Here is a 12,040-nt window from a genome sequence, read left to right as displayed (position 1 = left end):
GGAGGCTAAGTCATGACGCTGCGTAAGAAAATTGCTTTAGTGGTGTATTCGCTGGGCATGGGTGGGGCGGAAAAAGTGGTTTCTGACCTGTCTTTCCAGTTTGCCAAGCAGCATGACGTAACCTTGATCCTGTTCGATACCAGCCGCATGTATTACCCGTATGCTGGGGAGTTGGTCGACATGCGCAGCCCTTCAAAACAGGGTTTTGTGCCGAGGGCGTTTAACTTTCTCGAACGTGCTTGGCAGCTTCATGGCATTTTCAGAAGGAAGCAATTCGACACGATTATCGGGGTAATGGAACACGCCAGTTTTCCTGCCATCCTTGCCAGCCGCAAAACCATCGCCGCCAACCATTGTAACCCTGCCCGGAATTTTTCATCGGTAGACTGGCTGTTCGCCAAGTGGCTGTTTCCACGGGCAAAGAAAGTGGTGGCGGTTTCTAAGGATGGGATGCGCATTTTTCAGGAACGCCTTGGGTTACAGAATTTGGGATACCTGTATAACCCGGTGAACCTCACCCGTATCCGTAATCTGGCGGAGGAGCATCCGGCGATACGCCTTGACGGGCAGTATATCGTGGCGGCAGGACGGCTTTGCCCGGAAAAGGATTTCGCGAATTTGATTGATGCTTATGCACAGTCACAAGCCCGCCATAGCCATCAGTTGCTCATTTTGGGCGAGGGTAAAGAGCGTCCTGCGCTGGAACGGCAGGTGAAAGAATTGGGGTTGGGGCAGCAGGTGCGCTTGCCCGGCTTCATGCCCAACCCTTACCCCTATATTGCCAAAGCCCAGTGTTTGGTGCTTTCTAGCCAGCACGAAGGTTTTCCGGTGATTTTGCTGGAGGCGCTCGGTTTGGGTTGCCCCATTATTGCGACGGATTGTGAAACCGGGCCGCGTGAAATCGTCCGGCACGGCGAAAACGGTTTGCTGGTTCCGGTGGCTGATAGCCCAGCACTGTCGGAAGCCATTGACCGGGTATGTTTGGATGAGGCGGTGCAGGCTTGTTTCCGCCAAGAGGCCAGCCCTTCGGTTGCCGCTTTGGATATTGCGCAGGTGGCAGAACGATGGTTGGACGTGTGATGCCATGAATACGGTCAGGTACATCGCGGTCTTTTTCATGCTGGTGTTGGTGTTAGCGCTGCCAACCGATGGTGTGGCGGAGGTTGCTGGCATGTCACTGGTGAAAATTGCCGGGTTAATGACGTTTGGCTTGACCTTGATCCTGATTGTTACCGGCAGCAGTCTGCACGTTGTACCGGGGTTCCACATCATGGTTTTGTTGCACATGGCGTGGGTGGTGCTGTCTTTTACGTGGTCAGAAATGCCGGTTCCGTATGAAATCGTACAAGCGGTTAGCGCTGGGCAGGCACTCAAAAGTAATCTGTATGCTTTGATGATCACTTTTTTGGTTTTTCAGCTTGCCAGAACCGAGGCCGATGTCGAGCACTTGTATGTGGCACTGGTACTGGGTTCGTTTTGGCTGATTTACCTGATGGTTAAAGATTATCAGGTGACGGGCAATACGGTGCGGCATGAGATAGAGGGGTTTGATGCCAATGAGGTGGCGGTTAAATTGGCGATGATCCTGCCGCTGGGGATCTATTTGTTGGTACACGCTAAGGCGCGGGTGTTACGTTTGTTGGGCTTGGCATATATTCCTGCGGCGTTGTTTACGATCCTGATTACCGGGTCACGTACCGGCGCGATCCTAATGCTGATTGGCCTGCTTGGTTTTGTGCCAGTGATCTTGCGTTCCGGTTTGATTGGTAAAGCTGCCAGTGTCTTGGTGGTAGTGGTGGCACTGATTGGGATTGCCAATGTGATTCCACAGAAGACCATTGAGCGCATTTTCTCAACCGGCAAAGAGATTTCCAGCGGTACATTGAATGAGCGCCGTGTAGTATGGGCAAATGCCTACGAAGAATGGGAAGAAAGTCCGCTGGTCGGGCATGGTTTGGGTTCTTTCAGGCGCATCATTAACCCTTACCATGTTGATTATACGGCGCATAACAGTTATGTCGCGATAACTGCCGAGCAAGGGATTGTCGGTGTATGCCTTTACCTGACGGTGATCGGGATTGCCTTTGCTTATGCATGGCGATTGCCGGGTGATAACCGGATTTTGATGCTGTCCATGTTGCTGATTGTGGCAATTGGGCAGTTATCACTCACATTGCAGGACAGGATGCATATCTGGTTTTCCTACGCGCTGGTGGTGTTGAGCTTTTATATTAAAAATAACGCGAATATAAGGCCGCTAAGTTAAAAGAAGGTTTTGGTAATGCCATGAAAAAAATAGCGATTGTAATTGCTGAACTAGCCAAAGGCGGTGGGGCAGAAAAAGTTGCGGCTGATCTTGCCGATGCATTCAGTGATCTTGGGTATGAAGTAAGCATCCTGACTTTCGTCGGTCTGAAAGCGGGTGAATCGCGCTATGAGGTCAAGGCAAAAATCGTTCCGCTGGACATTCCCGAAAGGCCAGGCGGATTTTTCATACAGCTTGCTATCTTATTATACCGGGCATGGCGTTTCCGTAAGATTTTCCGCCAACAACGTTTCGACCATATTTTCTCCTTTCTGGAAGCAGCGAATGTGCCTTGCGTGCTTGCCAGCCCTAAGGCAGTTTTGTCCGTCCATCTTGATCCCGGTGTAATGACCCGCAGCGAATGGTTTGCGTTCCGCTGGTTATACCCGCGTGCCAAAGGCGTCATCGCTGTCTCCCGCCAGATGCAAGAATTGTTGGAAACGGGGGCGCACTTGAAAAACGTCAAGTGTATTTACAACCCGGTCAATGGGCATTTAATCCGGCAGAAGGCAGTAGAAAGCATCAGCATTGACGGTAAGTTCATTTTGGCGGTAGGGCGTTTGGAGCACCAGAAACGTTTCGATTTGTTGATTGCTGCATTTGCCCGTACCCAAGCCCAAACAGATTGCCAACTGGTTATTTTAGGGCAGGGAAGTCTGCGGGAAGCGTTGGCGCAACAGATAAGCGCACTGGGGATGGAAAACAGGATCACGCTGGCTGGCCTTGACAGTAACCCCTACAAATACATGGCAAAAGCCGAATTTCTGGTGATGAGCAGTGATTACGAGGGCTATCCACTGGTTTTGATTGAAGCACTGTCCTTGGGTTGCCCGATTGTGTCAACAGATTGTCCGACCGGCCCACGCGAAATCGTCCAGCACGGGAAAAACGGTTTGCTGGTTGAAAAAGGCAATGCAGATGCCATCGCGGCGGGGATTGATACCCTGTTCCATGATGTGGCGCTGCGGGAGCAGATGCGTTTGCAAGCGCCGGAATCCGTGCGCGGCAATGACATCAGCAGTGTGGCAGACGCATGGTTAGCGGTGTGATCAGCCGTATCCGCAGCCTGTTGCGTTCCAAATTAGGGGGCAACATCCTGTCGTTGTTCCTGTTGCAGGGCTTTACCTATTTGTTGCCGATGATTACCGTGCCGTATTTGGTGCGGGTATTGGGCGCGGAAAAGTTTGGTGTGACTGCTTTTGCTTCGGCGATAGTTATTTTCTTCAATATTTTAGTGGATTATGGGTTTAACCTGAGTGCTACCCGTGCCGTTGCGGTAGCAGCAGCCAATCAGGATACCCAGAAGATTTCTGAAACCTTCAGCGCTGTTATGAGTGTTAAGGCAATCTTGGCAAGTATTGGTTTCTGCGTGCTGTTTTTGCTGGTGGCTTTTATCCCTGCCATGCGCCAAGAAGCCAGCCTTTATTTGCTGGTTTATCTGGTGGTTGTTGGTAATGTATTGTTCCCTGTATGGTTTTTTCAAGGCATGGGGCAAATGAAATACCTGACGGTGGTGAATGTCATTTCCCGCTCGTGCATGGTGGCGGGAATACTGCTATTCGTTAAGGACAGTTCTGATTATGTGGTGGCGGCAGGTGTACAGTCGGGCAGTTTTGTCTTGGCTGGCATTGTTTCATGGTTTTTTATCCGAAAAGTAGCAGATATTAGGTTCTATATTCCATCCATAGACAGTATGCGGGTTGCATTGCAAGAAGGGTGGCATGTTTTCCTGTCTACGGTTGCCATCAGTTTTTACACAAATAGCGCCACGTTTATCCTTGGCTTAATGGTGTCCCCCGTGGCCTTAGGTTATTTCGCCGCAGCAGAAAAAATCATAAAAATGGTGAATGAATTGATTTTGCCGATTTCGCAGTCAGTTTATCCGCATATTGCTGGAATAAAAGAGCACTCGGCTGAACAGGCGTTGGTGTTCATTAAGAAATTGATTTTGGTGCAAGGCGGGATAACGTTGGGTGTTTCCCTGCTGTTATTTACACTGGCAGATATGATCGTTTGGTTGATATTTGGTAACGCTTATGCAGCTAGTGTGATAATTCTCAGAATTATGGCGTTTATGCCATTTGCTATTGGTTTATCCAACGTTTTTGGTATCCAGATTATGTTGAATTTTGGTCTGAAAGCCGAATTCTCTAAGGTGGTGATAATTTCTGGCTTGCTGAATATCCTGATGATTATTCCTTTAAGTTATTATCATGGCGCGGCGGGAGCGGCAAGCAGTATTCTTTTGGCAGAATGTTTCGTTACTGTCAGTATGTTCTTGATTCTGGTTAAAAATAAACTATTAAATTGGCCAATGGCAGGGCGGGTATATGAATGACAGGGTATTGGTAGTTGGGGCAGGCTTTGCCGGTAGTGTGGTTGCAAGGGAATTGGCGGATCACGGACACAAGGTCTTGGTGATTGATAAACGTGAACATCTGGCAGGTAATGCATACGATTGTCACGATGAAAAAGGCGTATTAGTCCACCGTTACGGGCCGCACATATTTCATACTAACAGCGAGCGAATTGTACGCTGGCTGTCACGTTTTACTGCTTGGCGTTTCTATGAGCATCGGGTGTTGGCAGAGGTGGACTCGGTTTTGTATCCGATTCCCGTCAATCGGCAAACGATCAATAGCTTGTATGGATTGAATTTGAGTGAGGAAGAAGCGCAACAGTTTCTGGAAAAAGTACGCATCGACAAGCCAGTGATCCAGACCAGCGAAGATGTGGTGCTTGCCAGCGTGGGGGCGGATATGTGTGACAAGTTTTTCCGGGGCTATACCCGCAAGCAATGGGGGCTGGAACTTGCCCAGTTGTCTGCGGGGGTGGCTTCGCGTATTCCGGTGCGGACGAATAGTGATGACCGCTATTTTACGGATACTTACCAGTTTATGCCGTTAGAGGGGTATACACGCATGTTTGAACGCATCTTGGCGCATCCGAATATCACCACCAGTTTCGGGGTGTCATTTGCCGATATTGAGGATAAGGATGCTTTTAAACACATTGTTTATACCGGAACGGTTGATGAGTATTACGATTATTGTTATGGCAAGTTGCCGTATCGCTCATTAGCGTTTGAGCACCAACATTTTGAGCAAGCTAAACCTTTCCAACCAGTAGGTACGGTTAACTATCCTAATACACATGAATATACCCGAATTACAGAGTTCAAGCATCTGACAGGGCAAGATTGTGCAGGCACTTCGGTTGTGTATGAATACCCACAAGCCCAAGGGGAGCCTTATTACCCGATTCCCCGCGCAGAAAATGAAGCATTGTATAAGCAATACAAACAGAGGGCAGAACAGGAAACGCGGGTAAGCTTCGTTGGCAGGTTGGCACAATACCGTTATTACAATATGGATCAGGTTGTTGCCACTGCCTTAAAAACTGCCGAACATTTGTGTGAGGTATTAAAATGAAACCAAAAATTACCGCCGTTGTCGTCACTTATAACCGCAAGGCATTGTTGGCTGAGTGTTTGGCGGCACTGGAGGCACAAGTACGGCCTCCTGATAATATTTTTGTTATAGATAATGCCAGTACTGATGGCACAGAGGAATTCTTTGCCACTTATGCGCCCACGCACTTTACATTGAGGTATGAACGGTTAAAAACCAATATTGGTGGGGCAGGTGGTTTTAACTATGGTATCGCATTGGCATACCAAGATGGCTGTGATTGGGTATGGGTTATGGATGATGATACCATTGCCACACCTATGGCATTATCAGCGTTGCTGGATGGGCTGGCGTTTTCTGAAAGTAAGCAAATTTCTCCGCTCATTATGGCTAGTCGGGTTAACTGGACGGATGGTACTCCCCATCCCATGAATATGCCTAAGGTATTTGGTAATGATTGGGATATGACTTACGCCTGTTTAGAAAAACAGATGTTGCCAATCCGCTCCACTTCCTTTGTTTCTCTATTGTTATCAACGCAAGCCGTTAAACAGTTTGGCTTGCCTATCGCTGATTATTTCATTTGGAGTGACGATGTTGAATATTCAGCGCGGGTGTTAAGGGATAATATTGGTTTCGTGGTGTCAACCTCGGTTGTTGAGCATAAGACCAAAACCAAGCATACCCCATTGGATATTTACAGTGGGCGTTTGTATTTTGCAGTGCGTAATGCCTTGTGGCTGCTCAAGAGTCCTGCATGGAACCGCAAAGAACGGTTGTTACTGTTGGTATCAAACATCTCAAGTTGGGGTGAATACCTGAAGCAAGGAAGATTTTCGTGGGCAATCATCAAAAATCTGGCAAAGCCGATCTTTGATGGCATTTTCAAATCACCACGGATGGAATCATAGGGAGGTATTATGCAAATGGAATTAAAGCAGTTATCGGATGAGCAACTGAGCGAATTTGATACCGATGATATGTTCGTCGAACGTTGGAACCTAATAACCCAATGTATTGACCGGGATTTTCCTGATGGCAAGTTTTGCTTTTTAGATTTGGGAGGGGGAAATGGTATTTTTACCGATCGGCTGCTGTACCGTTACCCGGAAGCACGTGCTGTGGTGCTAGATAATTCGGAGTTGCTGATCCGCCGTAATAAACCGAATCCGCGCAAAACCATTTTGCTGGCCTCGGTTGAGGACATGGAGGCCAAACTTGCCGGGCAGCAATTTGACATCGTTTTCATGAATTGGCTGCTGCACCATTTGGTGGCTGACAGTTACGCACAAACCCGCGAAAACGTGCGTTCTGCCGTGGGTTTGGCGCGGCGGCATTTGACGCCGAAGGGACGGGTTTCAGTGTTTGAGAACCTGTGCGACGGCATCTTACTGGATGGTTTGCCCAGCTACCTGATTTTTTATATCAGTTCGTCCCGCTGGTTAGCGCCGTTGACCAAAAAGTTGGGGGCTAACACCGCCGGAGTTGGGGTGTGCTACCGTTCCGAGCGGCAATGGCTGGCGTTGTTTAGCTCGGTTGGTTTAAGAGCGGTGTCTTCGCAGGCGGAAAAGGAGCCGTGGTATATCCCTACATTCAAGAAAGTGTTGTTGTACGTGCTGCATATCCGTGATTTGAAAGCCAACTTGTTTTGGCTGAAAGCAGGGTAGGGTTAATGCGTAACGCTGTTCCACCGTTGAAGTTTGCTTTTGTGCTTTGCCTGATAATTTTTGTCTGCTCAGGTGCGGGGTATGCTGCGGGGCTATTGCCTGCATTTCCCGGTGCGGAAGGTGATGGTGCTTTGGCGCAAGGCGGGCGGGGCGGCAAGGTGCTGATTGTTGACCGTTTGGATGACCCATGTGTTGGGGAATGCACCACCGAAGATTTGAATGACCCCGCCAAGCTGGTTCCCGGCACGTTGCGTTGGGCATTACTCCAGCCGTATCCGCGCACCGTGGTATTCCGCGTCGCAGGAACCATTGCTTTACAGGAATTCAAACTCCAGAACACCGCGCATGGCTATGATTACACACGCAATACCACCATCCGTGTTACTAGCCCCTATTTGACGGTTGCGGGGCAGACTGCACCTGCGGGCGGGATTACTGTCCGCAATGCTGGGATTGCCATCGAAACCCATGATGTGGTGTTGCGCTATTTGCGTTTGCGCACGGGCAGGAATAAGGATTTAGCGATTCCCAATCAGCAAAACCCTGAAACCCTGATGGTGGGCGAAGGGGCGCACGATGTCATCATTGATCATTGTTCGGTCAGTTGGATGCCTGCCGAAGGTGTCAGCATTTACGACATGGGTCACGCAGACCTTACGGATGTAGCGCTTTCGTGGAACCTGATTGGTGAAGCCCTGATTCAGGATGATAAGGGTTTAGGACATCCGGGCGGTGGTTTCATGGCAGGTTTTGAGGGTGACCACGCGCCGGAACGGATCAGTTTTCACCATAACCTGCTGCTGCATTCGCAAAAGCGCAATGCCGATTTCCTCATCAAAAGCGGTAGCTTGATCAACAATATTATCTACAACTGGCAGTGGTTGCCGACGGTGATTGCGGGAGGGATTAAGATGGACATCGTAGGCAATATTTGGAAACCCGGCCCGCAAACCTCCCCTGATGAATTGTCGCGGTGGCCTATCCATCTGGTTCCAGCCGCTGTTGACCGCCCCGAATACGCCCCCTCTGATCCGAATGCTTGGTGGAATGCCGTATCCGGTTTCCCAATCCTGTATTTGCAAGGCAATTTGGATAAGAGCAGGGCAGATCGGCAGGCAAGCGATTGGGAATTGGTCTGCCATTACACCACTAATAAAACCGCGCATTGCCTTGATGGGCAAATAGATGCTGCGTGGAAAAGCGCGAAACCCGTAGCCACCAGCAAGATACCCGTTACGGTGCAAAATGCTGAAAAGCTGGAAGCCGTGTTGCAAGCCAGTGTCGGTGCAAGCCAGCGTTTGGGGGCAGATGGGGTGTGGTTGGATGGGCGGGATACGATTGACCAGCGTTTTCTGGAAGAGTACCGCACGGGAACTTACTTAAACGAAAAATTCCCGTGGCATGAGGATCAAGTCGGTGGATTTCCTGTGCCTGCAAAAACAGCAGAACCGTACCCCGATGCGGATAAAGACGGTATGGCGGATGATTGGGAAAAACGTTTCGGGTTAAACCCCGCCGACAGCAGCGATGCCGCGAGCGACAGCAATGGCGATGGCTACACCAATCTGGAGGCATTCCTGAATGGCATATCACCCTGAAAAAACGATTTTGTATGTCATCACTTCCTTGAGTGTCGGTGGGGCGCAAAAAGCTTTATTGAATCTGGCGTGTTCGGATTTTAGTGATGATTACAAGCCTTGTGTGGTGTCGCTGGTTGAGGTGGACGGCATCCAACAGCAGTTTGCGCAAGCCGGTATCCCCGTGTATGTGCTGGGCTTGAACCATTTAGTGAAACTGCCCTTGTCGTTGCTGCGCCTGTTTGCTTGGGTGCGCGGAATCAAGCCACAAATCATCCACGGCTGGATGCATCACGGCAATTTGTTCGCCACTTTGCTTTGGTGGTTTTCCGGTCGTCGTCCGCTCTTGCTGTGGGGAATGCATCACACCCCGGAACAGGCCACGCTGGAGCGTTTCCAACATGCGCTGGTGCTCAAAGTCGGGCGGTGGTTATCCCGTTTTCCCCAGCGGATTGTGTATGTTTCGCGCCGCAGTATGCAGCGCCATCAGGAATTGGGGTATGCGACTGAACACGCACAAGTGATTGCCAATGGCATTCCATCGCACCAAGAGAGTCATCGAGAGGAGTATTATCGCCAAGTCCGGCAGGAACTCGGTATCCCTGCGGATGCGCTGTTGATTGGCAGTTTGACTCGCGCCGTCCCGGAAAAGGATATTCCTAACTTGTTCGCCGCCATCAGCTTGTTGCAGCAAAGTGGGCAAGCCGCACATTTCTTGCTGGCGGGTGAAGGGATGTCTGCTGCGAATCCCGCGCTGAAAACTTTATTGGAAACTGTGCCGGATCAGTCCAAGGTGCATCTGTTAGACGTGCGCACGGATGCATCCCGTTTGATCGCGGCATTGGATATTGCCACACTGTCGTCGCAACGCGAGGCTTTCCCGCTATTTTTGGCGGAAGCAATGGCGCAAGGCGTGCCGTGTGTGGCGACCGATGTTGGGGATATTGCCGAATGTGTGGCAGATACTGGGTTGGTTGTCTCCTCAGGCGATGCGCGTGCTTTGGCAAAAGCGTGGGAAATTATTCTGCAACAAACGCCAGCGCAGCGCCAAACTTTAGGCGAGCGGGCACAGCAACGCATAACGGCACTGTACAGTTTGGATGCAGTCGTCGATGCTTACCGCCGTTTGCTACGCGGACTTATGCCGGGTAATAAACATCCCGAAACGAACTGAACGGGTAATCGTGCAGCAGTTTTTGCAGTTTTATTTTCATGCTGCCGCGTCGTGCAAACTGGTGCACTGCCATTTTGGGTGGAATATCGACAAGTTGCGACATCTCGCGGTATTCGTGGGTATCCAGCTCATAAGGGTGCATGTAAAAAATACTGGTGCGATGATCCAGCCCCCGCGCCAGCCAGTGGGTTAACCAGTACGGGTAAATGCGAAAATAGCCACCGCCCAGTACCGGCAGGTTCTTGCCCAGCACGCGCGTAACACTCATCGGGTAACTGTCCAGCCCACGTGCAGCAAGCCGTTGCAAGATACCGTCATCGCTAAAACCGTAACAGCTACGCACGGTCGCCAGCATGATGGAGGAGTCGTAAATGATCCCTTGTTCATGCAGGATGTCACAGTACCAGTCCAAAAACTCATCGCGTACCGAAAAGGTTGGGGCGCGGAAACCGATCACTTTGTTGCCAGTAATGTCTTCCAGCGAGCTGACCGAACGGCGCATTTCTTCACGGAATTGTGCTTCGGTGAGGTTGTAAATTCGGCGGTGGCTGTAGGAATGGCAGGCGACCTCATGACCTGCGTGGGCGATGGCTTTGACCAGTTGAGGGAATTTTTCCGCCACCATGCCTTGCACGAAAAATGTGCCAGTAACGCCGTGATTGCCCAAAATGTCCAGCAAGCGGCTGGTATTGCGCAATACCCGGTTGGAAACGGGGCGATCAAAGTCGTATACCGATTGTTGCCAATCTTCAATGTCGGCAGTGAAGATCATGGGTTTTCTCCTGATGAAGGGGCTCGCCGCAAGACAGGTAGAGCTTGCCGAGCGCGTTGATGATGCGTTCTTCAGCAAAGTGTTGGAGGGCATGTTCGCGTGCGGCGTTACCCATTTGCTGGCATTGTTGCGGGTGTTGGATAAACCAAAGCATGTGTTGCGCCAATTCTGCGGCTGAACCAATGGGGGATTTGAATCCGGTTTGCTGGTCAATGATGGCTTCGCGGCTACCTTTGACATCGGTGCAGATCACGGGCTTGCCGCAGGCCATTGGTTCAATCAAAGCACGCGGGATGCCTTCGGCAAACGAGGTTAACATCCCCACATCAATGCTGCGGTAAAATTCCGGCATGTCGTTGCTGTATTCCGCAATTTCCACCACATCAGCCAACCCTTTTTGCTGGATAAGCGCTTGCACTTGCGCCTTCAGATGCCCCTGACCAATCAGTTTTACCTTGAAATCACGGGTCTGTTTTGCCAGTAATTCCACCGCATCCAGCAATAACGCATGGTTCTTGATCGGTTCAAACCTCGCCACCATTCCAAATACGGTTGGGTGTCCTGCGTCCCTTTCCTCACTGGCGGGGGCAAACCGTTGCAGGTCAACGCCATTTCCCAAATAAACCATTTGTTCTTCAGAGAGCAATTTGTGTTGCCGCGCCAGTTCCATGTCTCCATGCAATTGGAACAGCGAATAGCGTACGGTTTTTTTCAGCGCTTTCTCGATCAGCAGGTAAACCCAACGCGCTAATGGGCTGGTATTTTCCGCAATGCTGTAACCGTGACTTTGGTAAATCCACACCGTTTGCTGGTCGAACAAAGCCAGAAAACGCCCAACCAGACCGGGGATGCCGAAATGCAGGTGTACTGCGTCATAGCCGCCGCGTTTGATAGCACGGCGCAAATTCCATGCAGAACGTGCCAGTTGTAGCGGGTTTAAGCTGCGGTGTAGGGTTTCGACTAGCGCCTGCATCCCTTTTTCCTGCATCAAGGCGACTTCCGGGCCATCACTGCACAATAAGTCAACCTGCATACGTCCGGCATGGCGTTGGTTGAGCGCGTGGGCACGCTGGAAAACCAGTGCGTAAGCAGAGCTGCTGACGGTGCAAACTTCTAGGATTTTCATGTTGTTAGT

At 50.4% G+C, this 12,040-nt stretch carries 11 protein-coding genes; 9 read left to right on the top strand and 2 right to left on the bottom strand.

Going from position 1 to position 12,040, the window contains the following annotated elements; all coding sequences use genetic code 11:
* The first annotated feature begins 12 nt into the window (after nt 1–12).
* From PHE17_RS16235 to PHE17_RS16195, 9 genes are read left to right on the top strand one after another with little or no spacing between them, the layout of a single operon-like run.
* Nucleotides 13–1,080 carry a glycosyltransferase gene (locus PHE17_RS16235; RefSeq protein WP_301016949.1) on the top strand — a complete coding sequence of 356 codons (1,068 nt, stop codon included), beginning with the start codon at nt 13–15 and terminating at the stop codon, nt 1,078–1,080.
* 4 nt (nt 1,081–1,084) lie between these two features.
* Complete coding sequence (locus tag PHE17_RS16230) at nt 1,085–2,266, top strand: O-antigen ligase family protein (protein ID WP_301016948.1); 1,182 nt, start codon at nt 1,085–1,087, stop codon at nt 2,264–2,266.
* A 20-nt stretch (nt 2,267–2,286) separates the two neighbouring features.
* Entirely contained in the window at nt 2,287–3,354 is a 1,068-nt protein-coding gene (locus tag PHE17_RS16225; protein ID WP_301016947.1) for a glycosyltransferase family 4 protein, read from the top strand.
* Nucleotides 3,351–4,643, top strand: coding sequence for a flippase (locus tag PHE17_RS16220; protein WP_301016946.1), 1,293 nt, complete (start codon nt 3,351–3,353; stop codon nt 4,641–4,643). Before PHE17_RS16225 ends, PHE17_RS16220 begins: the two co-directional genes overlap by 4 nt.
* A complete protein-coding gene (gene glf / locus PHE17_RS16215; RefSeq protein WP_301016945.1) occupies nt 4,636–5,736 on the top strand; it encodes a UDP-galactopyranose mutase in 1,101 nt (366 codons plus the stop codon). The genes PHE17_RS16220 and glf overlap by 8 nt, the downstream gene beginning before the upstream one ends.
* The gene (locus PHE17_RS16210; protein ID WP_301016944.1) at nt 5,733–6,626 is read left to right on the top strand and encodes a glycosyltransferase; all 894 of its coding nucleotides are present in this window, start codon (nt 5,733–5,735) and stop codon (nt 6,624–6,626) included. Before glf ends, PHE17_RS16210 begins: the two co-directional genes overlap by 4 nt.
* Nucleotides 6,627–6,635: 9 nt before the next feature.
* A complete protein-coding gene (locus tag PHE17_RS16205; RefSeq protein ID WP_301016943.1) occupies nt 6,636–7,382 on the top strand; it encodes a class I SAM-dependent methyltransferase in 747 nt (248 codons plus the stop codon).
* Between the two features lie 5 nt (nt 7,383–7,387).
* Nucleotides 7,388–8,980 (top strand): hypothetical protein, encoded by a 1,593-nt coding sequence (locus PHE17_RS16200; protein ID WP_301016942.1) that lies wholly within the window; start codon nt 7,388–7,390, stop codon nt 8,978–8,980.
* Nucleotides 8,964–10,133, top strand: coding sequence for a glycosyltransferase (locus tag PHE17_RS16195; protein ID WP_301016941.1), 1,170 nt, complete (start codon nt 8,964–8,966; stop codon nt 10,131–10,133). Before PHE17_RS16200 ends, PHE17_RS16195 begins: the two co-directional genes overlap by 17 nt.
* Here PHE17_RS16195 and PHE17_RS16190 read toward each other — a convergent pair.
* Both PHE17_RS16190 and PHE17_RS16185 read right to left on the bottom strand, forming a co-directional pair.
* A complete protein-coding gene (locus PHE17_RS16190; RefSeq protein ID WP_301016940.1) occupies nt 10,099–10,905 on the bottom strand; it encodes a polysaccharide deacetylase family protein in 807 nt (268 codons plus the stop codon). The genes PHE17_RS16195 and PHE17_RS16190 overlap by 35 nt on opposite strands.
* The gene (locus tag PHE17_RS16185; protein WP_301016939.1) at nt 10,883–12,031 is read right to left on the bottom strand and encodes a glycosyltransferase family 4 protein; all 1,149 of its coding nucleotides are present in this window, start codon (nt 12,029–12,031) and stop codon (nt 10,883–10,885) included. The genes PHE17_RS16190 and PHE17_RS16185 overlap by 23 nt, the downstream gene beginning before the upstream one ends.
* Between the last annotated feature and the right edge of the window lie 9 nt (nt 12,032–12,040).

Source organism: Thiothrix sp. (genome assembly GCF_028714775.1).
GTDB lineage: Bacteria > Pseudomonadota > Gammaproteobacteria > Thiotrichales > Thiotrichaceae > Thiothrix.
This window is presented reverse-complemented; position numbering and strand designations above follow the sequence as displayed.